The 24229-nt window shown below is 63.2% G+C and carries 20 protein-coding genes; 10 read left to right on the plus strand and 10 right to left on the minus strand.

What is annotated here, in order from left to right; all coding sequences use genetic code 11:
* The first annotated feature begins 139 nt into the window (after positions 1-139).
* The 3 genes from ACX3M4_RS18145 (at position 140) to trpS (ending at position 5770) form a co-directional block, all read left to right on the plus strand.
* Complete coding sequence (locus ACX3M4_RS18145) at positions 140-2974, plus strand: [protein-PII] uridylyltransferase (RefSeq protein WP_459354390.1); 2835 nt, start codon at positions 140-142, stop codon at positions 2972-2974.
* Positions 2975-3006: 32 nt separating this feature from the next.
* Positions 3007-4569 (plus strand): murein biosynthesis integral membrane protein MurJ, encoded by a 1563-nt coding sequence (gene murJ, locus ACX3M4_RS18150; RefSeq protein ID WP_459354391.1) that lies wholly within the window; start codon positions 3007-3009, stop codon positions 4567-4569.
* 121 nt (positions 4570-4690) lie between these two features.
* Positions 4691-5770 carry a tryptophan--tRNA ligase gene (gene trpS / locus ACX3M4_RS18155; RefSeq protein WP_459354392.1) on the plus strand — a complete coding sequence of 360 codons (1080 nt, stop codon included), beginning with the start codon at positions 4691-4693 and terminating at the stop codon, positions 5768-5770.
* 73 nt (positions 5771-5843) lie between these two features.
* Here trpS and ACX3M4_RS18160 read toward each other — a convergent pair whose 3' ends face one another.
* Positions 5844-6158, minus strand: a complete 315-nt coding sequence (locus ACX3M4_RS18160; RefSeq protein ID WP_459354393.1) for a cupin domain-containing protein — start codon at positions 6156-6158, stop codon at positions 5844-5846.
* A 136-nt stretch (positions 6159-6294) separates the two neighbouring features.
* On the opposite strand from ACX3M4_RS18160, the gene ACX3M4_RS18165 reads away from it, so the two are divergent.
* The 4 genes from ACX3M4_RS18165 to ACX3M4_RS18180 all read left to right on the plus strand — a co-directional run bounded on the left by ACX3M4_RS18165 (position 6295) and on the right by ACX3M4_RS18180 (position 12987).
* Entirely contained in the window at positions 6295-6711 is a 417-nt protein-coding gene (locus ACX3M4_RS18165; RefSeq protein WP_459354394.1) for an Lrp/AsnC family transcriptional regulator, read from the plus strand.
* A 107-nt stretch (positions 6712-6818) separates the two neighbouring features.
* A complete protein-coding gene (locus ACX3M4_RS18170) occupies positions 6819-9224 on the plus strand; it encodes a hybrid sensor histidine kinase/response regulator (protein ID WP_459354395.1) in 2406 nt (801 codons plus the stop codon).
* A gap of 277 nt (positions 9225-9501) precedes the next feature.
* On the plus strand, positions 9502-10440 hold the full coding sequence (gene olsB / locus ACX3M4_RS18175; RefSeq protein ID WP_459359456.1) for a l-ornithine N(alpha)-acyltransferase: 939 nt from the start codon (positions 9502-9504) through the stop codon (positions 10438-10440).
* 285 nt (positions 10441-10725) lie between these two features.
* Positions 10726-12987 carry a transglycosylase domain-containing protein gene (locus tag ACX3M4_RS18180; protein ID WP_459354396.1) on the plus strand — a complete coding sequence of 754 codons (2262 nt, stop codon included), beginning with the start codon at positions 10726-10728 and terminating at the stop codon, positions 12985-12987.
* Positions 12988-13167: 180 nt separating this feature from the next.
* Here ACX3M4_RS18180 and ACX3M4_RS18185 read toward each other — a convergent pair whose 3' ends face one another.
* Complete coding sequence (locus ACX3M4_RS18185) at positions 13168-13602, minus strand: hypothetical protein (RefSeq protein WP_459354397.1); 435 nt, start codon at positions 13600-13602, stop codon at positions 13168-13170.
* 71 nt (positions 13603-13673) lie between these two features.
* Positions 13674-14531 (minus strand): LysR family transcriptional regulator, encoded by an 858-nt coding sequence (locus ACX3M4_RS18190; protein WP_459354398.1) that lies wholly within the window; start codon positions 14529-14531, stop codon positions 13674-13676.
* A gap of 253 nt (positions 14532-14784) precedes the next feature.
* Between ACX3M4_RS18190 and ACX3M4_RS18195 the strand changes: the two genes are divergently transcribed.
* Together ACX3M4_RS18195 and ACX3M4_RS18200 are read left to right on the plus strand one after the other, a co-directional pair.
* Positions 14785-15042, plus strand: coding sequence for a hypothetical protein (locus tag ACX3M4_RS18195; RefSeq protein ID WP_459354399.1), 258 nt, complete (start codon positions 14785-14787; stop codon positions 15040-15042).
* Complete coding sequence (locus tag ACX3M4_RS18200; protein ID WP_459354400.1) at positions 15039-15947, plus strand: EamA family transporter; 909 nt, start codon at positions 15039-15041, stop codon at positions 15945-15947. The genes ACX3M4_RS18195 and ACX3M4_RS18200 overlap by 4 nt, the downstream gene beginning before the upstream one ends.
* Before the next feature lie 48 nt (positions 15948-15995).
* Here the strand turns inward: ACX3M4_RS18200 and ACX3M4_RS18205 are convergent, their stop codons facing one another.
* Positions 15996-16973, minus strand: coding sequence for an alpha/beta hydrolase family protein (locus tag ACX3M4_RS18205; protein WP_459354401.1), 978 nt, complete (start codon positions 16971-16973; stop codon positions 15996-15998).
* Between the two features lie 183 nt (positions 16974-17156).
* On the opposite strand from ACX3M4_RS18205, the gene ACX3M4_RS18210 reads away from it, so the two are divergent.
* Complete coding sequence (locus ACX3M4_RS18210) at positions 17157-17750, plus strand: TetR/AcrR family transcriptional regulator (RefSeq protein ID WP_459354402.1); 594 nt, start codon at positions 17157-17159, stop codon at positions 17748-17750.
* Between the two features lie 6 nt (positions 17751-17756).
* Here the strand turns inward: ACX3M4_RS18210 and ACX3M4_RS18215 are convergent, their stop codons facing one another.
* The 6 genes from ACX3M4_RS18215 to rph all read right to left on the minus strand — a co-directional run bounded on the left by ACX3M4_RS18215 (position 17757) and on the right by rph (position 24210).
* The gene (locus ACX3M4_RS18215; RefSeq protein ID WP_459354403.1) at positions 17757-18494 is read right to left on the minus strand and encodes a M48 family metallopeptidase; all 738 of its coding nucleotides are present in this window, start codon (positions 18492-18494) and stop codon (positions 17757-17759) included.
* 667 nt (positions 18495-19161) lie between these two features.
* Positions 19162-19584 (minus strand): DUF2852 domain-containing protein, encoded by a 423-nt coding sequence (locus ACX3M4_RS18220; RefSeq protein ID WP_459354404.1) that lies wholly within the window; start codon positions 19582-19584, stop codon positions 19162-19164.
* A gap of 206 nt (positions 19585-19790) precedes the next feature.
* Positions 19791-21350 (minus strand): polyhydroxyalkanoate depolymerase, encoded by a 1560-nt coding sequence (phaZ, locus tag ACX3M4_RS18225; RefSeq protein WP_459359457.1) that lies wholly within the window; start codon positions 21348-21350, stop codon positions 19791-19793.
* A 329-nt stretch (positions 21351-21679) separates the two neighbouring features.
* On the minus strand, positions 21680-22843 hold the full coding sequence (gene hemW, locus ACX3M4_RS18230; RefSeq protein ID WP_459354405.1) for a radical SAM family heme chaperone HemW: 1164 nt from the start codon (positions 22841-22843) through the stop codon (positions 21680-21682).
* A gap of 3 nt (positions 22844-22846) precedes the next feature.
* The gene (gene rdgB / locus ACX3M4_RS18235; RefSeq protein WP_459354406.1) at positions 22847-23485 is read right to left on the minus strand and encodes an RdgB/HAM1 family non-canonical purine NTP pyrophosphatase; all 639 of its coding nucleotides are present in this window, start codon (positions 23483-23485) and stop codon (positions 22847-22849) included.
* Between the two features lie 11 nt (positions 23486-23496).
* Positions 23497-24210 carry a ribonuclease PH gene (rph, locus tag ACX3M4_RS18240; RefSeq protein WP_459354407.1) on the minus strand — a complete coding sequence of 238 codons (714 nt, stop codon included), beginning with the start codon at positions 24208-24210 and terminating at the stop codon, positions 23497-23499.
* Positions 24211-24229 lie beyond the last annotated feature (19 nt).

Genomic DNA, 24229 nt, shown 5'->3' on the forward strand with positions numbered 1-24229 from the left:
CGCAGCGGAGAGGCACGAGATTTCTCGCTCCTCGAACACCGCTTAGCGCCGCTCCCGGAACGATTTACGTGTCCTTCAACCCCGTTCCCTATATAAGCTGCAACAAAGCGGGCCTTTGAGAACGGAACACCGGACCAGTATGAAACTTTCCCAGGAAGACCTTGCCGGACTGATTGACGCCGACGCCTTGCGGATGCGCCTGACCGCACTGACCGCTGCGAGCGACGGCGACGGATCGGACATGAAGATCCGCTCGGCCGTTCTCGGCGAACTCAAGCAGGTTGTGAAGGACGCCCGCGGCAGGGCCCAGGAGATGCTCGACGAGGATGGCGGCGGGCTGCTGTGCGCCGGCCGGCTCTCCTTCATCCAGGACGAGCTGATCCGCGTGATCTACGATTTCGCCCTGCATCACGTCTACCGCATCAAGAACCCGTCCGCCGCCGAGCGCATGTCAATTGCTGCCGTCGGCGGCTATGGCCGCGGCACGCTGGCGCCAGGGTCCGACATCGACCTTTTGTTCGTGCTTCCCTACAAGCAGACGCCCTGGGGCGAGCAGGTGGTGGAATATATCCTCTACATGCTCTGGGATCTCGGCTTCAAGGTCGGCCACGCCACGCGCAACATCGACGAGTGCATCCGGCTCGCCCGATCCGACATGACCATCCGCACCGCCATCCTGGAAGCCCGGTACATCTGGGGTGACCTGGATCTTTTCAGTGAACTTGTCAGCCGCTTCGACAAGGAAGTGGTCGAGGGCACCAGTTCGGAATTCATCGCCGCCAAGCTGCAGGAGCGGGACGAGCGCCACAAGCGCCAGGGTGCGTCGCGCTATCTGGTCGAGCCCAACATCAAGGAAGGCAAGGGGGGCCTGCGCGACCTCAACACCCTGTTCTGGATCGCCAAGTACCACTATCGCGTCGACAGCCAGTCCGACCTCGTCAAGAGGGGGGTCCTGACACGATCCGAATATGCGCGGTTCAAGAAGTCGGACGACTTCCTGTGGGCCGTGCGCTGCCACCTGCATTTCCTGACCGGCCGGCCGGAGGAACGCCTCTCGTTCGACGTGCAACGGGAAATCGCCATCCGGCTCGGCTACACCCAGCATCCCGGCATGAAGGACGTCGAGCGCTTCATGAAGCACTACTTTCTGGTGGCCAAGGATGTGGGGGACCTGACCCGGATCATCTGCGCCGCCCTGGAAGAGGAGCATGTCAAGGAGCCGCGCGGCAAGGGCCTTACCGGCATGATGCGGCGCCTGCGCAGCGGCCGTTTTTCCAGCACCGCGAAGCCGGTGGAAGGGGTGACGGGTTTCGTTGTCGACAACAACCGCCTCAATGCGACGTCCGATACCGTCTTCGAGACCGATCCGACCAATCTGCTGCGGGTCTTCCAGATCGCGGACAAGAACGAATACAACATGCATCCGGACCTGACCCGGCTGATCCGGCATTCGCTGAAGCTGGTCGATACGGACCTGCGCAATGATCCGGAAGCCAACCGGCTGTTCCTGTCGATCCTGACCTCCCGGCACACGCCGGAAAAGGCCCTGCGCAAGATGAACGAAACCGGCGTTCTCGGCCGTTTCGTGCCGGAATTCGGCAAGGTCGTGGCGATGATGCAGTTCAACATGTATCACCACTACACGGTCGACGAGCACCTCATCCGCTCCATCGGCGTCTTGGCCGATATCGAGCGCGGCAATTCGGGCGACGACCATCCTCTGGCGACCGACCTGATCCTGACCCTGCAGAACCGCAAGCTGCTCTATGTCACCATGTTCCTGCACGACATCGCCAAGGGGCGGCCGGAAGACCATTCCATCGCCGGGGCAAGGGTTGCCCGCAAGCTTTGTCCGCGCTTCGGCCTGAATGACGCGGAGACCGAGACCGTCGCCTGGCTGATCGAGCATCACCTCGACATGAGCACCATTGCCCAGTCGCGCGACCTTTCCGACCGCAAGACGATCACGGATTTCGCCCACACGGTGCAATCTCTGGAACGGCTGAAGCTGATCCTGATCCTGACGGTCGCCGATATCCGCGCTGTCGGTCCCGGCGTTTTCAACGGCTGGAAGGGCCAGCTGTTGCGCACGCTCTACTATGCGACCGAGCCGTATCTTTCAGGCGGGCACACCAAGATGTCCCACAGACAGACGATCGACCGGGCCAAGGAAGAGCTTGGCGCCAAGCTGGCGCACTGGACCGCGAAGGACCGCAATGCCTATCTCAAGCGGCATTACCCGGCCTACTGGCTCAGAACGGAACCTGACCGGCTGGCCGCTCATGCGGAACTGCTGCACAAGGCGGACAAGGACAAGAAGCAGCTCGCGTTCCAGGTGACGCCACGCGCCTTCGAAGGCGTGACGGAGCTCACTATCATGGCGCCGGACCATCCGCGGCTGCTGTCGATCATTGCGGGCGCCTGCTTTACGACCGGTGCCAATATCGTCGACGCGCAGATCGACACCACCACCGACGGCTACGCGCTCGACACCATTTTCATCGGCCGGGAACTGCCGGACAACGAGGACGAGCGACGGCGCGGCGAACGCATCGCGCGGCTGATCGAGACCACCTTGCGCGGCGAGGAGAAGCTGCCGGAGCCGGTTTCCAAGAAAAGCGCCGTCAAGGGCCGGATGAAGGCTTTCAAGGTGGCAACCGAAGTGCTGGTCAACAATTCCCTGTCGGACGACTACACGGTTCTGGAAATCGCCGGTCTCGACCGGCCGGGGCTGCTCTACGACCTGACGCGCTCCATCGCGACGCTCAATCTCAACATCGGCTCGGCCCATATCTCCACCTTCGGCGAGAAGGTGGTCGACGTTTTTTACGTGACCGACCTCACCGGACAGAAAATTGCCAATATCGGCCGCCAGGAGATCATCCGTGAGCGTCTTTCCGACGCCGTGGAAGGAAACGTCGAACTCGACCCGGCAGCACCGGTGACCCGCAAGGTCCAACGGCAGGCATCATAAGTGCACTCTCCTCTCCTCGGAGCCCTTCCGGCATGAGTCTCGTCCGCAATTTCGCAACCGTCGGCAGCGCCACGCTGCTGAGCCGCCTGCTCGGCTTTGTCCGCGACGTGCTGCTGGCCGCCGCCGTCGGCGCCGGGCCGGTCGCCGATGCCTTTGTGGTCGCTTTCCGGCTGCCCAACCTTTTCCGGCGCCTGTTTGCCGAAGGCGCTTTCAATTCGGCCTTCATTCCGCTGTTCGGGCGCACGGTCGAGGAAGAGGGTGACGCGGGCGCCAAACGCTTTGCCGCCGAGATCGGCTCGGCGCTTTTCTTCTGCCTCATGGTGCTGACCGCGCTCGCGCAGATCTTCATGCCGTTTGTGGTCTGGGCGCTGGCGCCGGGCTTTGTGGAGGATCCGGCCAAATTCGACCTCACCGTGCTGATGTCGCGGATCGCCTTTCCCTATCTGATCTTCATGTCGCTGCTGGCCTTTATCGGCGGCATCCTCAACACCTACCAGCGCTTTGCCGCCGCTGCCTTTGCCCCCGTCATGCTGAACGTGGTGATGAGCGCGGTGCTCGGAACCGTGCTCTTTCTCGGCGTCAAGGACGACACCAATCTCGGTATCATCCTCGCGGTCGGGGTCACCGTCGGCGGCATCGTGCAGCTGCTCGTCGTGATCGTCGACCTGAAACGGCTCGGCTTCCGCTTTCCGATCGTCCGGCCGCGCTATACCAAGTCTGCCCGGCGACTGCTCATGCTCGGCATTCCCGGGGTCGTCGCCGGCGGGGTCACCCAGATCAACATTGCCGTCGGCCAGATCATCGCCTCCATGCAGGAGGGCGCCAATGCGCTGCTTTATTTTGCCGACCGGCTCTACCAGCTGCCCCTCGGCGTCATCGGCATCGCCATCGGCGTTGTGTTGCTGCCCAGCCTGACACGCCAGCTGCGTGCCGGGCACATGAACGCCTATCAGCACAGCCTCAACCGGGCGCTGGAATTCTCGCTGGTGCTGACACTGCCAGCCGCGGTCGCGCTTGCAGTCATCCCGCAGGAAATCGTTGCCGTTCTTTTCCAGCGTGTGCGCTTTGACGCCGCTGCCGTGGAAGGCACTGCCGCCGCGCTCACCGCCTTCGCCTTCGGCCTGCCCGCCTTCGTTCTCAACAAGGTGTTCTCGCCCGGTTATTTCGCCCGCGAAGACACCAAGACGCCGATGTATTTCGCCATCGCCGGCATGGTGGTGAACGTGGTGCTGTCGATCGCCCTCTTTCCTGTGCTGAAACATGTCGGCATTGCGCTGGCGACCACGCTGGCCGGCTGGGTCAATACGGGGCTTCTGATCGCCGTCCTGTGGCGGCGCGGCCATTTCCTGCCGGATTTCAAACTGCTGCGGCGGCTGTCGCTGGTGCTGCTGGCCAGCCTCTTGATGGGCGCCGGCCTCCATTTCCTGGCGGACTTGCTGGCACCCTGGCTGACGGATCCCTGGCTGGCGGTGCGGGCCTTGAGCCTCGTCGGGCTTGTTGTTGCCGGGATGGTCATTTTCACCGTCTTCACCCAGCTCAGCGGCGGCTCGGACCTCCTCGGCATGCTGAAAGCGTTGACACGGCGCAACACCTGAGAGCGAAACGCAGGCCCGCGCCGTTTCCCCGCTTGCAAGCGGTGATGAGCGGGCTTAAACCCGGCGCGCCCAAACGTTCATAGCGCCCTTCCAACCGGCCGCACCAATAAAGGGATATTCCATGGCGGAGTTCCAGCCCCGTGTCTTTTCCGGCGTCCAGCCGACCGGCAACCTGCATCTCGGCAACTATCTCGGCGCCGTCTCGCGCTGGGTGCCCCTGCAGGACCAGATGCCGACCATCTTCTGTGTCGTCGACAGCCATGCCATCACCGCCGGCTTTCCGGATCCGCATGAGCTCGCCCAGGCGACCCGTGAGGTGACCGCGGCCTATATGGCCGCCGGCATCGATCCTAAGAAGTCGATCATCTTCAACCAGAGCCAGGTTCGCGAACATACGGAACTTGCCTGGATCTTCAATTGCGTGGCACGCATGGGCTGGCTCAACCGCATGACCCAGTTCAAGGAAAAGGCCGGCAAGAACAAGGAAAACGCGTCCGTCGGACTGTTCGCCTATCCGAGCCTGATGGCGGCCGACATCCTTGCCTATCGCGGCACGCATGTTCCGGTCGGCGACGACCAGAAGCAGCACCTGGAACTGACCCGCGACATCGCCGCCAAGTTCAACAACGACTTCGCGGAGCGGATCAAGGAACTGGGCATCGGCGTGCCGAACCCGACGCCTTCGCCGGAACTGCCGGAATATCTCTATTTCCCGATGACCGAGCCGATGATCGCCGGCCCGGCCACAAGGATCATGTCGCTGCGTGACGGAACCAAGAAGATGTCGAAGTCCGACCCGTCGGACCTGTCGCGCATCAACCTGACCGACGACGCGGAGACCATCGCCAAGAAGATCAAGAAGGCGAAGACCGATCCGGATGCCCTGCCGAGCGAGGTCAAGGGCCTGGAAGGCCGTCCGGAAGCGGACAACCTTGTCGGTATCTATGCGGCTCTCAGCGGCGCCACCAAGGACGAAGTGCTGACGGACTTCGGCGGTCAGCAGTTCTCGGCCTTCAAGCCGGCCCTGTCGGACCTCGCCGTCTCGAAGCTCGCACCGATGACCGACGAGATGCGCCGTCTGATGGACGACAAGGCCCAGATCGACGCCATCCTCAAGGACGGTGCCGAGAAAGCTTCCGCCATCGCCGAGCCGGTGCTGAAGGATGTGCGCAAGATCATCGGTTTCCTGGACGTGCGCTAGAGCGGTTCCCGGCTAGGCCACGCCGAAACCGGCCCGAAGATGGAGACCCGGCCCTCGCGCCGGGTCTTTGCTTTCAGACACTGTCCTTGCGCTCGATCACAAGCACACGGGCCTCGCCGACCGGGTGGGCCACATGGGCATCGCCGTCACCGGCAAAGAAGATCTGGCCGGGTTCGAGCCGCTGGACCTTTTCGGCCGCCCCCTCGCGGTAATGCATGTCGACCAGGCCGGCGAGCACGACGAACACTTCCGGTCCGTCATTGACGTGCCACTTGTAGGGGCTGTCGGTCCAGTGAAGCTTGACGGTGACGCCGTCCAGTTCGCCGATGAGGCGGGCCCCCCAGGCGCGGTCCGCGATGAAGCTGCTTGTGTCCAGGTGAAAATCCATGAAACTCTCTTTCCGTGACAGTCGCTTCACGATGTAAGGGCACAGGATTTCTGCTTCACCCGGCCATTTGACCGGCCGGACCGGCCATTTGCCGGCGGGCGATTGCGGTTTTGACGCGGACAGACGATAGAGACGCATGGATTCAATCGACCGGAAATTGCTGCGGCTTCTGGAAAGCGACAGCCGCACGCCGCTGAAGACGCTGGCTGCTAGCGTCGGTCTCGCCCGCTCTTCCGTGCAGGCCCGGATCAGGAAACTCGAAGAGGCCGGCATCATCCGCGCCTATACCATCCGCATCGACGATCCGGAGCCGGCGAGGGTGGAAGCCTATCTCTGGATCCGGACCGGGTCCGCCACCTGCGCCGCCGTCGCGCCGGCAATTGCCAAATTCGAGGACGTTCTCCAGTGCCGTTCGATTTCCGGCGACAGGGACATGGTGCTGCTGGTGCGGTCGCGGACACTTGAAGAGCTCTCGACGCTGCGCAACCGCATCGCCGCCCTTGATGGAATTGCCAGTGTCGAGACCCATCCGGTGCTGAAGGACTGGATCTGAAGCCCGCGTTCCGGCCCCGATCTACTGATTACATTCGATAAAGAAACGGTTTCTCAAAGTTTACGCTTCACTCTTCAGGCAACTGGATCTTGTAGAGAGTAGCGATCTTGGTCAGTCAGAACAGTGAACGCGCCGCCGAAAACGCGCCTGAAGCAGAGCATGCCCAGGCAGACCGTTTTGCCGATGCACGGGACCGGTTCACGCCCGACAGCGAAATCTTGACCGGACCTTCGACGGTTTCAGAAGAGGCGGAGACCGGACCTGAAGTCGGTCCCGGCCGGCGCGCGACCGACATTCCCGTTTCCACACCGGCAAAGTCGCTGCAGCATCTGGCGGTCGCGGGCCTGATTGCCGGGCTTGGCGCTGCTTTCTTCCTCGTTTCCGCCGAAGGCATCAACCGGTTCTTTGCCGTCGGTCTTGCTTTTTTTGCCGGCGGGCTTGCTGTCTGGCGTCTCTTCGCGGACGACATGCACCGGGCCGTTCAGGCCTTGCAGGTCAAGGACGACAAGATCCGCCGCCTGATGGCACGCTGCGAGGAACTGGAAGACAGGGCCTGGGAACTGGGCGAATCCGACGAGCGTCATGCCAGCATCCTGGCGACCCTCGGCGACGTCGTCATCCGCCGGGACCAGGAAGGCACCGTCACCTATGTCAATTCCGCCGCCGACGACGTTTTCGGCATCGGCCACCCGCTGCAGCCGGGCAGCCAGATGCTGCTGCCGCAGATCGAGTGCGCCGTGCAGGACGGCGGCGTTGCCCGGGTTCTGGAGCGCAACGGCTCCGGTATGGGCTTTGAGGATATCCGCCTTGAGACCGCGCAGGGACCGCGCTGGTTCTCGCGCATCGATATTCCGGTCCGGGACACGGCGACCGACCGCCAGCTGGTGCAGACCGTGCTGCGCGATGTCACCGAACGTCGCCTGATCGAAGAGGAACTGCTGGCTGCCCGGCATTCGGCGGAAAATTCCAACGAGGCAAAGTCGCGCTTCCTGGCGACCGTCAGCCACGAGATCCGCACACCGCTCAACGGCGTGCTCGGCATGGCCGCGCTCCTGCGCGACACGCGTCTTACCAAGGAACAGAGCGCCTATATCGAAGCGCTGGAGACCTCCGGCGAAACGCTGCTGCTGCTGATCGACGAAGTGCTCGATTTTTCCAAGGTCGAAGCCGGCAAGCTGGACATCCACGCCTCGCCGGTGCGCGTCGGCGCACTGGTGGAAAGCGTGGTGGAGCTGCTGGCGCCGAAGGCTCACGCCAAACAACTGGAAATTGGCGCCATGCTGGATCCGCGCCTGCCCGAGCAGGTGACCCTTGATGCCACCCGTGTGCGTCAGATCCTGTTCAATCTCATCGGCAACGGCGTCAAGTTCACCGACGAAGGCGGCGTTGCCGTTGAACTGTTTGGCCGGCCCAATCCGGAAGGCGGCAGTTTCCTCGATCTTGACGTGCGCGACACCGGCATTGGTTTTGACGGTGCGGAAGCCGACCGCCTTTTCCAGGAATTCGAGCAGGTGGACCACGGTCCGGCGCGCAAATTCGGCGGCACCGGCCTCGGCCTTGCGATCGCCCAGCGGCTGGCCGGCCTCATGGGCGGTGAGATCTCCGCACAGCCGTCCGAAGGCGGCGGGGCGCTTTTCCGCGTTTCCCTGCCGATCCCCGAAGAACTCAACGGCGATGGCGACCCGCGGCTTGCGACGCTCGCCGGGCGCCGGATCGTCTTTGTCTCCACCAGCCAGATCGAATGCCCGCTTCTGGCCAAGCGGCTGCGGCACCACGCCGCCGGCGTGACGGTGCTGTCACCGGGCAGTGCCGAACTGGACGCGGCGCTGCCGCAGGCGGACCTGCTTGTCGTCGACAATGCAGCGCTTTCCGACAGCGGCGGCTGGCTGGCGAGCGCCCGCCTGACCGGCTGCACCGCACCCGCGGTCGTCCTGATTGCGCCGCCGGAGCGCGAGCGGCTGGATCACCTGCGCGAGGCCGGTTATGCCGCTTATCTGATCCGCCCGGTACGGATCGAGACCCTGATCCAGATCTTCTCCGGCCTTCTCGACGACAACGGCATGGAACATGCCTGGGACGTCAGCGCCGAACCGGTGAGCAACGGTTTCCTGCCGACGCGTCACAAGGTTCCGAGCCGGCCGCTGAGGCTGCTGGTGGCGGAGGACAACGACATCAACCGTCTTCTGAGCGAAGCCATGCTGCGCAAGCTGGGCCATGTGCCGGTAATGGTTGCCGACGGCGAAAAGGCCGTCGAGGCTGCAGCCGACGGCAGCTTCGATGCGGTGCTGATGGACCTGCATATGCCCGGGCTCGACGGGTTCCAGGCGATTGCCAAGATCCGCGAAGACGAGGCGGCCAGCGGCCGGGCTCCCGTGCCGGTACTGATCGTCACCGCCGACGTGATGAAGGACGCCCGCGACAAGGCGACGGAAGTCGGTGCGGCCGGCTATCTCACCAAGCCTCTCTCCGTCGAGGCAATCTCCGACGCGCTGGCGGAAATCAGCCGCAGCTGACGGCATCCGGCGACCTAAACCACCTTTTGGTTGCATTCTGAGACGCTTGCGCGCGCGAAGTTTCCCAAAGCTCCCGGAGTGGGTTATGCTTCGGTGTGGAGAGCGCGCGGAAAAAACCGAGTGTCATCCAGTTGTCGGAATAGTATGATCTACGGCAACATTGAAGCGGTCCAACCGGGTTCGGAGCTTGTGTTCCGGCGATGGCAAGCGGTGAAGTTACGGTAACGCGTACCTTTCCGCGGAGCGCCATAAAAATGACGAGGGTGGAATGTCGATCATGCGGCAAGGGCTTTTTTCTCCCCGGAAACTGGTCCGGAAATTCACACCGGCCTTTCGTCCCGGTGTGGCCGTGAACAACGCCCAGCGGCTCGGTCCCGCCATTCAAACCCCGGTCAAGACCGGTGAAACCCTCGGCCGCATCGGCACGCTGGAAGTCCGGCTCGCCCGCAATTTCAAGGAAGTCAAAAAGGCGCAGCGCCTGCGCTACGAGGTCTTCTACGAGGAAATGTCGGCAATCGCCGATGCCCATACGCTGGCGACCCGCCGCGACGCCGACCCGTTCGACGCCTATTGCGACCATTTGCTGGTGGTCGACCACGCCTCGCTGAAACGCAACAAGCTGGGCCGCCTGAAGCCGGAGATCGTCGGCACCTACCGCATCCTGCGCCAGGACGTCGCCGACCGCCACAGCGGCTTCTACACCGCCGGCGAATTCGACATCCAGTCGCTGATCGACGCCAATCCCGGCAAGCGCTTCATGGAACTCGGCCGCTCCTGCGTGCTGAAACCCTACCGCAACAAGAAGACCGTCGAGTTGCTGTGGCACGGCATCTGGGCTTATGTACTGCGCCACAAGATCGACGTCATGCTCGGCTGTGCCTCGATCGAGGGTGTCAATCCGGACGCGATTGCCGGCCAGCTCTCCTTCCTGCACCACAATGCCCGTGCCCCGGAAGAATGGCGCGTGCGGGCCGTCGACGAGCGCTACGTGGAAATGAACCGCATGCCGGCCGAGGAGATCAACTCCAAGGAGGCCCTGCGTGCCCTGCCGCCGCTGGTGAAGGGCTACCTCCGGCTCGGTGCCTTTATCGGCGACGGCGCCGTGATCGACCACCAGTTCGGCACGACAGACGTTCTCATCATCATGCCGGTCTCCGAACTCAACACCCGCTACGTCAACTACTACGGCGCCGACGCCAGCCGCTATTCGAGCTAGATCTGACCGGCCTCGCCCAAGTTCCTGACCCTCATCCTGAGGAGCGCGCTTGCGCGTCTCGAAGGATGGGCGGCATACTCCAGAACAAGCGGCCCATCCTTCGAGACAGCGCTTCGCACTTCCTCAGGATGAGGCATGTTGGAGTGGCCTGACCGCTTGCGGTGCAAAACTCCAAAGCCTTAACGCCCCCTTAATTCGCCGCAATCTAGGATCATGTCCGGGGAACCGGCTCTTGGCCGGCATTGGCCAACCCTGGTTGGTATGAAGTTAGGGGACTGTGGATCAATGGCGCCTCGGGCGAAACGCCAGCCGCGTGTTGAACCGACATTTGGACACTCGGGCAGCAGCCTGCTCGACCTGCGCCTCAGCCCGCAGGACCGTCCAGCTGCGCCTTCCGCAAAGAGTGGCGCCAAGGGAGCTTCGAAGAACAAGTCGAAGACCGGCAAGTCCTCCGGACAGAAGAAATCCTCAGCCAAACAGGCGGCGTCCGGCCGCAAACCGTCCAGGGGCGGCAGCGGCAATGGCCGCGGCGGCCGCTCCGGCGCCAACCGGCGCTCCAGGCGCAAGTCGAGATCCCGGTCGCCGACCGCGTTCGGCCGCCTGATCAAACGCGGTCTCTACTGGTCGATGGTGCTCGGCATCTGGGGCACGATCGGCGTTGCCTGCATCATCGGCTACTACGCCGCCTTCCTGCCGCCGACCTCCGAATGGCAGGTGCCGGCGCGCCCGCCCAACGTCAAGATCGTCGCCAGCAACGGCGACCTGCTCGCCAACCGGGGCGACACCGGCGGCGAGGCCGTGCGGCTGGAACAGCTGCCGCCCTATCTGCCCAATGCGGTGATCGCCATCGAGGACCGCCGCTTCCACTCCCATTTCGGCGTCGATCCGATCGGCCTCGCCCGCGCTGTCGTCACCAACCTCACTTCGGGACGCCTGCAGCAGGGCGGCTCGACCCTGACCCAGCAGCTTGCCAAGAACCTCTTCCTGGAACAGGACCGGACGATCAAGCGCAAGATCCAGGAACTGGTGCTCGCCTTCTGGCTGGAGGCCGAATATTCGAAGGACGAGATCATGGAAATGTATCTCAACCGGGTCTATCTCGGCTCCGGCGCCTATGGGGTCGATGCGGCCGCAAGGCGCTATTTCGGCAAGTCCGCCCGTCTGCTCACCGTTGCCGAGGCGGCGACCATCGCCGGTCTGCTGAAAGCGCCCTCACGCTATTCCCCGGCGCGCAATCCCGATCTTGCCGAAGACCGGGCCCAGCTGGTGCTGACCGCCATGCATGAGGAAGGTTACATCACCGGCGACGAGGCCAAGACTGCGCTTGCCGCACCGGCCAAGGTCGTGCGCCGCTACACCACAGCCAGCGAAAACTATGCCGCCGACTGGGTGATGGATGTGCTGCCGCACTATATCGGCTCGATCGAGTCCGACATCATCGTCGACACCACCATCGACCCGAAGATGCAGCGTGCGGCCGAAACGGCCCTGCGCGGCGCCTTGAAGGAAAACCGCGACACCTACGGCGTGCGCCAGGGCGCCATCGTGACGCTGGACACCGCCGGAGCCGTGAAGGCGCTGGTGGGCGGGGCCGATTATTCCAAGAGCCAGTACAACCGCGCCGTCTATGCCAAGCGCCAGCCGGGCTCGTCCTTCAAGCCCTTCGTCTATCTGGCAGCACTGGAAAACGGCCTGTCGCCGCAGACCATCCGCCAGGACCAGCCGGTGAAATACGGCAACTGGGCGCCGCAGAACTATTCCAAGGACTATTATGGCCCGGTGACGCTGACGAAGTCGCTCGCCCTGTCGCTCAACACGGTCGCAGCCCAGCTTGCCTATGAGGTCGGTGCGGGCACGGTTGCCGACACCGCCTCGCGACTCGGCATCACCTCGGATCTCAACCGCAACCTTTCGCTCGCACTCGGCACCTCGGAAGTCACGCCACTGGAAATCGCCAGCGCCTATGTGCCGTTCTCGAACGGCGGGTACGGCGTGCTGCCGCATGTGATCCGCCGCATCCGCACCGTCGACGGCAAGACGCTCTATTCGCGTGCCGGCGACGGCAAGGGACGGGTCGTCGACCGCCGGCTGGTCGGCGAAATGAATGTGATGATGGCGGAAACCCTGGTGACCGGCACCGGCCGCAAGGCCCGCCTGGAAAGCGGCCGGCCCGCCGGCGGCAAGACCGGCACCAGCCAGGACTTCCGCGACGCCTGGTTCATCGGCTACACCGGCAACCTGACCACGGCCGTCTGGTTCGGCAACGACGACAACTCGCCGACAAAAAAGGCCACCGGCGGCGGCCTGCCCGCCATCGTCTGGAAAGAAGTGATGGATGCCGAGCATGAGGGCCTGCCGGTGGCGGACCTGCCGGGCGTCCCGGATGTGCCCGTTGCCGTCGCGGTGCCGTCCAAGCCCGGCCCGATTGACACCGTCGGCTCCGGCAACCAGCCGATCCCGCCTGCTCCGATCGGCGGCGGAGAGGGCAATGGCGGCGAACGCAAGGGCCCGCTCAACCTTCTGAAGAGCCTGTTCGGCGGTGGATAGGTGAATTCATCTCCACGGTGTCACCCCGGACAAGCCCAGCGCAGATCCGGGGCCTACTCGCGGGACAGCTTGTCGAAGCAGAAAGTTCTTTCGCGGACGACGCGCCAAACCACCGCTCTGGAAATGAGTGGGCCCCGGGTCTCCCTTCGGTCGCCCGGGGTGACGCCTGTCAAGCCCCTCTCAACACTGATGGCTATAGGTAAAGACCAGCGTGTCCGTCGAATAGCGGCCGGTGGGGCGGCAGCGGTCGTGGACTTCGCGGGTGCCGGTGACCGTCACCTGCAGCTGGTCGCCGCGGACCGGGCCTTCGACGAAATATTCCAGCGGCGAGCCGGGGCAGTATTTGGAGAAGACCCGCGCTGTGCCGGAATACCAGTTGCCGTTCTTGATGCCGTTGAAGAGCAGCGTGCCGCGCTGGACGCCCGCGTTGCGCAATACCGGTTTCGGCACTTCATAGGAAAGCCAGCGCTGGTTGCCCTGTGCCTGCAGGCGCATCAGGGAGCCGTTGTGGTTCCAGCAGCTGTCGGCGGACGCAGAACCAGCTGACATCGCAGTCAGGATTGCCAGGAGCGGGAGGAGACTCTGCCGTGCCGTGAATTTCCTGAAATACGCCATTCTGCAATCCCCCTCATGCCCGGTTCATCGAAGCATATTTGCAGATGATTGCAACTCTTTCCGGGACGGTTCTATGCCCTCGGTGCCGATGTACGGGTTTCGAATTGCGACCGGAGCGCCCTCAGGACGCCAGGCAGATGAACTTCTCCCAGACGGGATCCGGCGACGATCCGCAGATCAAGGGACGGCAACTCGGGCAAACCGTCAGCGCGCGGCAGGCCGGGTGCATGGAGCGGGGCGAGGGCCGGGGCAACGGCGATGCCGGCGCGCACGGCGGCTTCGATCACCAGCAGGCCCGAGACCGTGGCCTTGGTCATCCAGCGCAGCCCGGCTTGATCGAGAACTTCCATGGCCGCCTCGCGCATGGCACATGTGTCCGCATAAACGGCAAGCGGTAGCGGGTCGATTGCGGCCGGATGCGGCGCACCCAGCCAGACGAGCGGCAGGGCGCCAACCAGCTCTCCCCTCGGTGTCCGGGCTGGAGACACCGCGATCACCAGGTCATAGCGGCTGCCGAGATTGGCGAGGAGTGCCTCGGAGGCCCGGGTCTCCAGATCGAGGCTGCAGGCCGCATTGCCCGGTTCACTTCCCGTCTCGATGGCGCTCAGGGCCGGAACCAGACCATAGGCGGCGATATCGTCCGTCGTGCCGATCCGGAGTGTCGGCCGCTCGGAGGCGCTTCGGGTGGCGGAGACCGCTTCCTGACGGAAGGCAAGCATGCGGCGGGCGTGGCGGTAGAAGGTTTCGCCCGCCGGTGTCAGCGAGACGGAGCGGGTTGAGCGTTCCAGCAATTGAACGCCAAGTTCGGCTTCCAGGCCCTTGATCTGCTGGCTGACGGCCGACTGGGTGCGTGCCACGTCCTCACCGGCGGCGCGGAAATTCAGCCGCTCGCAGACGGCCACGAAGCTGCGCAGGACCTGATCGTCCATTATTCAGTTTCTCTACTCAATAAGATATGAATAATTAATTTCACAATAGATTTTAGATGCGGTTATGTCCAGCTAGTGGTTCGATTCTGACATTTGCATCCCCCTGCTGCTAGCGCTGGAGCAAATGTCAGAATCATAAGAACCACTAGTTAAATATATGATTCTAGTGGATCTTTTGAATTTGACATTTGAGCGTCAGCCTAGCCGCGAGCGGGACTCAAATGTCAAATTCGCTCCACTAGGGAGACAGGACATGACCGGAACACTTCAAGAGAAACGCGTGTGCTTCGATTTCGAGATCGACTTTTCCAATGGCGGCGGCATTCAGGGCCAGGACTTCCGGCTGGATATCGACGGCGACGACATTACAGACGAAGCCCTCGCCGACTATATCGTCAAGGACATGCGGCTCCTGATGGTCGGCGAGGTCCGGATCCTCGACAAGACGATCATAGAAGAAGCCCACAAGCGGCCTGATGCCGACACTGCCGGCCCGGAGCACAGCCGGTGAGGGGGTGGGACATCGCCCTGGCCCTGCTGGTCGTTGCGATCTGGGGCTTCAACTTCGTTGTCATCGCGATCGGGCTCAACGAACTGCCGCCGATCCTCTTCACCGCGCTGCGTTTTCTTCTGGCGGCGGTGCCCGCCGTGTTTTTCCTGCGACCGCCCAAGGCACCTCTCCGGCTGGTCGTGCTCTACGGCCTCTTCATGTTCGCGGTCCAGTTCGCGCTGCTCTTTGCCGGCATGTATCTCGGCATGCCCGCCGGGCTCGCCTCGCTGGTGCTGCAGCTCCACGTCTTCATCACCATCGGGCTTGCCGCGCTGGTCTTCGGCGAGCGAAGCCATCCCGTCCGGATTGCCGGTGCGATCCTTGCCGCCATGGGCCTCGGGCTCGTTGCGCTCAACACCGGCGGGGAAACAACGCTGACCGGGCTGCTGCTGGTGGTTCTGGCCGCCTGTTCCTGGGCCGTCGCCAACCTCATCTCCAAACGCATCGGCAAGGTGGAGATCCTGCCGCTGGTCGCCTGGGGCAGCCTTGTTGCTCCCGTTCCGCTCCTGATCCTGTCGCTGGTGCTGGAAGGACCGGGTACTTACGCCGCAATGCTGCAGAACCTCACCTGGAGCGGCGCTTCTGCACTTCTCTACGTGGTCTATCCGACGACACTGCTGGGATTTTCCATCTGGAGCGCGCTGCTCGCCCGCTATCCGGCAGCAACCGTCGCGCCCTTCACTCTGCTAGTACCTGTCATCGGATTTCTGTCAGCCGCGCTGGTGCTCGGCGAGACGCTGCAACCCTGGAAAATTGCGGCTGCCGTGCTGGTGGTGGCAGGTCTCTGCGTCAATCTTTTCGGGCCCGGTCTTGTTCAGCATTTTACCCGAGAACGGGGACAGCAAGAGAAACAGGCCGCGGAATAGGCGATGGGGACCGGGCCGGCGAACCGGCCCAGGTCTTCTCAGATCCGGTTATTTGACTTCGACATGCCCATGGCTGTGCGCGTGACCGGCAAGTGCCTTGCAGGCAAGGTCCCAGGACGAATCCCCCTCAAAGAGTGCGGAACGCAGATAGGCCGCGCTCATGCGCTGGGTGACGGCAAGGCGATCCGGATCCTCGTCGTCGGTCTCCTTGGCGTCATAGCCTGCGATCCCGCCGAGGCCATGTTTGCCTCCATGCAACACCAGCAGCGCATCGGCACCAGGGCTGCAGCGGTAAGGGTCTTCGTGCCAGTCAGCGCCCCGCACCGTCAGATGCGGGTTCACGTCGGCGTCTCCGGTAACGACCAGGGTTCGTGTCGTCATGTGGCTGTAATCGGGATTCAGCGCGGAGTAGTTCTCGGCGGCAAAGGCGCTCAAACTGTCGCCGCCATTGCCGGGTGCGGCCAGCAGCACGCCTGCCTTGATCCGTGGTTCGATCAAGCTGACGTCCGTAGCCGCCGGGTCCTGCGGGTCGGTGAGGCGGGTGCCGAGCAGCATGCCGACGGTGTGACCGCCCATCGAATGACCCACGGCGGCAATCCGTGAGCGATCCAGTCGTCCCGCGATCAACGAAACCTGCGCCTCGATCTCGTCCAGCCCGTCCAGAATTCGGCTCATCTCCTCGATCCGCTGGCGCCAGAAAAGCGGTGCGCCCGGCGCATCTGCCGGCAAGCCCGCTACCTTGGAATTGGCATGGGTCGGCTGGATCACCGCAAAGCCCTGCTCGGCATAGAAATTGACCAGCGGCCCATAGGCGTCCTTCGAGGGAATATAGAGGGACGGGCCATGTCCGTGAGAAAGAAGGATGACCGGCAGGTTCTTACCGGTCATGGGCGCTGTGATGCGCAGCTCCAAAGGCATGGGCCGGTCTGGCATTGGCAGGGACACGGGACTGACGGAAATCGTCATGACGGGTTCGAGGACCGGTATCTGAGCGCTGGTTTCGATAAGATTGTTAATGGCAGGCATCCTGGGAAAGCTCCTGAATTCAGGTGGCAACGGGAATGCGGCTCGCCTATAGTTCGATCTGGAACCGCGATCCGCTTAAAAACGGAACATGGTTCCGTTTATTGAAGTCATATACGGAACGCCGCTCCGCTTTTCAAGCGGAAACGCGGTTTTCTGCTGTTGTCTGTCCGGAGTGGTGTGCGATTGGCGGAAGTTGAGAAAGATACCGGCGACAGCCGTGGACGCCTGCGCGCAGATGCAAGGCGCAACGAAGACGCCGTTCTGGAGGCTGCCAAGGAGATTTTCCTGGCCGACGGTGTCGATGCACCGGTCCGCGACATTGCGGCAAAGGCCGGCGTCGGCGTCGGCACACTTTACCGGCGCTTCCCCAAACGCTCCGATCTGGTGGCGGCGGTGTTCCGGCGTGAAGTTGATGCCTGCGCACAAGCGGCGCAGAGTTTGGCAGCCGAGCGGGCCCCGGTCGAAGCCCTCACCCTCTGGCTGAAGCGCTATACCGGTTTTCTGGCGGCAAAGAAGGGACTGGCGGCGGCGCTTCATTCCGGCGATCCCGCTTATGCGGCGCTGCCGGACTATTTTCGCGCGAATTTCGAACCGGCGCTCGCCGCGCTTCTGGACCGTGCGGCGGCAGACGGTGCCATCCGCCGGGATGTCGATGCCTACGATCTGCTCAGGGCGATCGGCAACCTCTGCGTTGCCCAGGGCGAGGATGGCCCCGCGCATGCCGGCCGCATGATGGATCTCCTGATCGATGGTCTGCGCTATGGTGCGGCGAAGTAAATCCGGTCAGCCGTAGCCGTGCAGGCGCAGGCCGTTTTCCTTCAGCCAGACGCGGGCATTCGGCGTCTGCGGGGCAAGGTCCTCGCACAGCCGCCAGAAGCGGGCGGAGTGGTTCATTTCCTTCAAATGCGCCACTTCGTGTGCGGCGACATAGTCGAGGATGTCAGGCGGCGCCAGGATGAGCCGCCAGGAAAACGACAGCCGTCCGTTGGCCGCACATGAGCCCCAGCGGCTCTTGGTGTCGCGGATGCTTAATGCCGCAATCTTCTTGCCAATCGTGCCGGCATGCAGCCCGGCCCGTGCGTTCAGGTCCAGCTTTGCCTGCTGCTTCAGCCAGGCCGTCACCTTGCGGGGAATGTGATCCTCCGCCCCCGGCACCATGAGTGCCGGAAAGCCCTCTTCCGTCTGACCAACGGTAATCAGGCCACGCAGCTTGCCGGTCGGCACGATGACATGATCCTCGCCGCGCAGGGGCACGAGGTCTCCAGCCTCGAAGGCGACATGGTCCGGGCGGTCCTGCAGCCGGGCAATCAGCCAGTCGATATGCTGGCGGGCAAACCGCTCCGCCCGCACCAGATCGCCACCCTTCGGCACGGTCAGCACCGGGCCGGAGCTGTCCGCCGACAGACGCAACAGATAGCGCTGCGCGCGCGGATTGGCGCGCAAGCGAATGCGCACGGCACGGGAGCCGGTGTCGATCTCGATATGGTCGGGCAGGGCCTTCCTGCCGGCGCGGAAAAACATGGGCGGTCCACACGAATCAGTTGGCCTGATTTTAGCGATCCTTCAGCGGAAATCGCGGCAATTTTGGCGGCAGGAATAGGGTTTCTTGATTGAGGTTCGGCGCTTAACGAGAGAAACCCTGGTCAACGGGTAAATCATTACTCCCGAGTTTGATTTTTGCCGGGACTTGGGACTTGCGCCCCTCTCCCCCCTTGAGGCTGGGTAATCGCATTTGGAACAGTCATACAGAAAGCACTGGTGTCACCCCGGGCGAGCATCGCGAGACCCGGGGCCCACTCGTTTCCAGAGAGCTGGAGTGGGGGCCACGTCTTCATGAAACCTTGTGTGCTTCGGCAAGTGGCACTGCGAGTAGGCCCCGGATCTGCGCTTCGCTTGTCCGGGGTGACACCGTAGTGATCTGACAAACGCACCGAGTAAGGAAATATTCCAAATGCGATTGCCCTGCCTCAAGGAGGGAGAGGGGAGCAAGCGGTTCGGTCGGTCGCTCAAATGAGACTGTCTCCAGGGCCAAGGGTTTCTTGGCATCTCAGGTTCGCGAAATTATTCAAGCGAAGCGCCCTCGGCATCCAGCCCCAAAACGACGAAAGCGGCGCTTTGGCAAGCGCCGCTTTCGGTCAGGCCGTCCAGCCAAGGGACGCCTTGGGACGGGTCCGGGAGGAAGAGACCCTTACATCGGGGCGGGTTCGCCGCCGGTGCTGCGGCCCCGGTTGGCCATGAAGCGGTCGAACTCTTCCTGGTCGCGCGCACGGCGCAATTCGCGCAGGAAGTCGTCGAAGTCGGCGCGCATGGCATCGAGCTTTGCACGTTCCTCTTCGAGGCGCTTCAGTTCGCGTTCGCGGTAGTCGTCGAAGGCGACGTTGCCCGTGCGGGCGTAGGCGGAAGTGTTCATCTGTTCGAAGGCTCCCTTCAGCGGGCTGCCCCGCCATTGGTCTTTCGCGTCGCGGAGCATGCCCTCAAAGCGATCGCCCCACAGAATATAGGCAAGCATGGCAAGGCCAAGCGGCCAGAATGCCACGAACCCCAGCACCATCAGGCCGATAGTCACCGGCGTCCAGGCAGGTTTGATCATGCAACTTTTGGTCGTTGTCATTGTCCTATCCATTTAGAGACATCCACGCATTCCAAGTGGGGATTACCGGGCTGACCTTCAAGGATTTGTGACCTTTGTCACAACCGCAGACAGCGAAAACCCGGCCCGCGAAGTCGCGGGCCGGGTCGATAGGTTTTTGATTTCAGCCGGTTAGAGCAGCAATCACATCTTGAGCGAAACCACCCTGTCAGCCGGCGCTGCCCGCGTCAGGACACCGTTTCGGACAGAGCGCGCGCCTGCCCGATCCAGTTGTCCCTGGCAATCCGGCCGCGGAAATCGAGCTTGGAATCGAGAGCCTCGATCTGCTCTGCCGTCAGGCCGGCAATCTGCCAGTAGTGGAAGATGCCGGCTTCGTTCAGGGCCGATTCCAGCTTCGGGCCGACGCCGCTGATCGCTTTCAGGTCGTCCGCGGCGCCGTCCGGCTTGGCAAGCAGGATGCTTTCCAGGGAACCGGCAGTACCGTTCACGGCAGCCATCGCCGGGGCCGCTGCAGGCACTGCTGCCGGTTTCGGGGCCGGTGCTGCAGCTGGCGCCGAAGCGGCGGCCTTGACCGGAGCCGGGCTGCTCTTGCGCAGATCCGTGCGGTTGGAGCGGATGAAGTCCATCACCCGCGGAGCGATTTCCGCCCGCCAGCGCGAACCGTTGAAGACGCCGTAGTGGCCGACATTAGGCTGCTCGTAATGGGCCTTCATGTCGCCGTCGAGGCTCGTGCAGAGCGCATGGGCGGCCTTGGTCTGGCCACGGCCGGTGATGTCGTCCTTCTCGCCTTCCACGGTCAAGAGGGCGCAGCGGGTAATCTTGCTGCAATCCACCAGGCGGCCGTTATGGGTCATGGTGCCGTTGGGCAGGGAATGGTCGATGAAGACGGTTTCCACGGTCTGCAGATAGAACTCGGCGGTCAGATCCATGACGGCGAGATATTCGTCATAGAAGTCGCGGTGCTTTTCGGCGTTGTCGCCGTCGCCTTCCACCAGATGCTGGAAGAATTCCCGGTGGGCCGTCACGTGCCGGTCGAGGTTCATGCTCATGAAGCCGGAGAGCTGCAGGAAGCCCGGATAGACGTCTCGCATGAAGCCCGGATGCGGGAAGGGCACCTTCATGACGACGTTGCTCTTGAACCAGTCGATGCCCTTGGAGACAGCCAGATCGTTGACGGCCGTCGGCGCGACGCGGGTGTCGATCGGGCCGCCCATCAGCGTCATGGTCGAGGGCACATAAGGGTCTTCCCGGTCTTCCATCACCGCGACGGCGGCCAGCACCGGCACGGAGGGCTGGCAGACACCGAGCACATGGGTGTCCGGACCCAGGAAATGCAGCATCGAGATGATATAATCGATATAATCGTCGAGATCGAACTTGCCTTCCTGGATCGGCACCATGCGGGCATCGATCCAGTCGGTGATGTAGACATCCGCGCTCGGCATCAGCGCCTCGACCGTGCCGCGCAGGAGCGTCGCATAGTGGCCGGACATCGGTGCGACGATCAGGATCTTTGGGTCGTTGCGATGCTTGGTGACGCCGCGCTCGAAATGGATCAGATCGCAGAAGGGGCGGTTCCAGACGCAGGTCTCGCGCACCGGCACCCGCACGCCGCCGACAGTCGTTTCCTTGAGACCGAATTCCGGCTTGCCGTAGCGGCGCGTCGTGCGTTCCAGAACTTCGCAGCCCGCGGCGATCGTGCGGCCGTAGCTTGTATGGGTCAGGGGATTGAGCGGGTTCTGGAAATAAAGCCGGGTCATGTCGGCCAAAGCCCTGAACGGCGCCATGGCGGCGTGATTCAGTTCGTAAAGGTGGTAAAACGGCAAAGTCGTTTCTCCTTTGTTGAACCAACCGCTGCCGGTCCCACTGGCATTGTTTTTGAACATTTTTTTCGGCTCGTTGTTGCGCAGCATCTATTGCATTGCAGCAGGATAGCTAGGCAGGATGCTGCCCGCAATACTGCTATTTGTTATGTGAATACGCGCTTAACTGCTCGGGATCGCGGCAGAAGATACTTTCGCGCCGAAGGAATGTGCATCGCAGCAAACGCAATAAAACATTTAAATCAACTTGGTAGCGTTATTTTTATGTCAAAATGTGCGGCACCCGGATGCGCTCAGGCAGCGAGGTCCGCGACCACCGCATCGAGCACAAAAAACCCTTCTCGCGTCGCGCGGATGCGGTTTTCCCCGACTTCTTCCACCATTCCGTGCTCCAGAAGCAGGCCGAGACGGCGCGGATCGATGGTCCGGTGGGCATAGCGCTCGTAGCGCTTGAGATCGATGCCTTCCGTCAGGCGCAGCCCCATCAGCAGGAATTCGTCGCCCTGCTCCTCTTCGGAGAGGCCGGTCTGTTCGACGGCGCTGTGACCGTGGCGCTCGACATTCTCCAGCCAGGTTTCCGGATGACGTTCGGTCGCGGTCGCAAGCCGGTTGACACCGACGCTGATGCGGCCGTGGGCGCCGGGGCCGACGCCGACATAGTCGCCATAGCGCCAATAGACGAGATTGTGCCGGCATTCCGCGCCCGGGCGGGCATGGTTGGAAACCTCGTAAGCCGGGAGCCCCGCCGCCGCCGTCACGTCCTGGGTCAGTTCATAGAATTCGGCCCCGAGATCCGGCTCCGGCATCTTCAGCTTGCCGGCATGATAGAGCGTGTGGAAGGGCGTGCCTTCCTCGATTGTCAGCTGGTAGAGCGACAGGTGATCGGCGGCCAGCGAGATCGCCTCCTTCAGTTCCTGCTCCCAGCCGGCCAGCGTCTGGTTGGGACGCGCATAGATGAGATCGAAGGAAAGGCGCGGGAAGGTTGCCCGTGCGGTCTCGATGGCGCGGCGGGCGGTGTCCACGTCGTGCAGGCGGCCGAGCAGCCTCAGTTCCGTGTCGATCAGCGACTGCACCCCGAGCGAGACCCGGTTGACGCCCGCGGCGCGGTAGCCGCGGAACCGTTCGGCCTCCACCGAGGACGGATTGGCCTCCAGCGAGATCTCGGCATTCTCGTCCATGGACCAGCGGTCGGAGACGGCATTCAGGATGCGTTCGACTGTGGCCGGCTCCATCAGCGACGGCGTGCCGCCACCCAGAAACACCGACTGCACGGTCTTGCCCCTGGTCAGCTCGGCGAAATGCTGAAGCTCGCGTTCAAAGGCCGCGGCAAAACGGGGCTGGTCCACCGGCTGATGGCGCACATGGGAGTTGAAGTCGCAATAGGGGCATTTGGCCGCGCAGAACGGCCAGTGGATATAAATGCCGAAACCCGGTTCGGCCGCCCCCTGAGACGTCATGTCCTATTTCTCCAGGCAGCCTGCCGAAAAGAGCTGGAACGCCCGCGCCCTGTGCGACAGGGCCGGCGTTTCCTTCGACCAGCCGTGTTTTTCTTCCGATGTCATTTCGCCGAAGGTCTTCTCGTGCCCGTCCGGCCGGAACACCGGATCGTAGCCGAAGCCTTGCGTGCCGCGCGGCGGCCAGACGATCTGGCCTTCGACCTCGCCGCGGAAATATTCGGCGTGGCCGTCCGGCCAGGCAAGGCACAGCACAGCCACGAACGAACCGCGGCGCTGCGCGTCTGACGTCGCACCAATGGCCTGGAGCTTTTCTTCAACGGTGCGCATCGCCATGGCGAAGTCCTTTTCGGGACCCGCCCAGCGCGCAGAGTAGATACCCGGATCGCCACCCAGGGCTGCGACGCAGAAGCCGCTGTCGTCGGCAAGCGACGGCAGGCCGGAGGCTTCGGCCGCCGCATGCGCCTTCAGAGCGGCGTTTTCCTCGAACGTGACGCCGGTTTCTTCCGGCTCCGGCAGGTTCAGCTCCCCGGCGGACACCACCTCGAAGCCATAGGGCTCGAGCAATTCATTGATCTCGCGGATCTTGCCCTTGTTGTGGCTGGCGACAACAAGACGGCCCGGTTGCAGCTTGCGGTGGCTCATGCGCAAGGTCCTTAGAGGATGGAAAGTTTCTGCAGGTCGACCAGGCGGCCGATGCCCTGTTTGGCAAGACCCAGCAGCTGCCCGAACTCGTCCTCGGAGAAAGGCGTGCCTTCCGCCGTGCCCTGGATCTCAACGATGCCGCCGGACCCGGTGATGACGAAATTGGCGTCGGTCTCGGCCGTGCTGTCCTCGGCATAGTCGAGATCGAGCACCGGCGTTCCCTGGTAGATGCCGCAGGAGATTGCCGCGATGTGGTCCTTCAACACGGTGCCCTTGACCATGTCGCGGGCCTTCATCCACTCGATGCAGTCCCGCAGCGCCACCCAGGCGCCGGTGATGGAGGCCGTGCGGGTGCCGCCGTCGGCCTGGATCACGTCGCAGTCGACGGTGATCTGGGCTTCGCCCAGCGCCTGCAGGTCGACCACCGCGCGGAGCGAGCGGCCGATGAGCCGCTGGATTTCCTGGGTGCGGCCGGACTGCTTGCCGGCGCTTGCCTCGCGGCGCATGCGCTCGCCCGTGGCACGCGGCAGCATGCCGTATTCCGCCGTTACCCAGCCGCGGTTCTGGCCGCGGAGCCACGGCGGCACCCGCTCTTCCAGGCTGGCGGTGCAAAGAACGTGAGTGTCACCGAACTTCACGAGGCAGGAGCCTTCAGCGTGTTTGGCAACGCCGCGTTCCAGAGTGACGGCGCGGAGCTCGTCGGCGGCGCGTTTGGACGGACGCATGCAAATCCCTTTCGACCTG

The organism is Roseibium sp. M-1 (assembly GCF_054515675.1).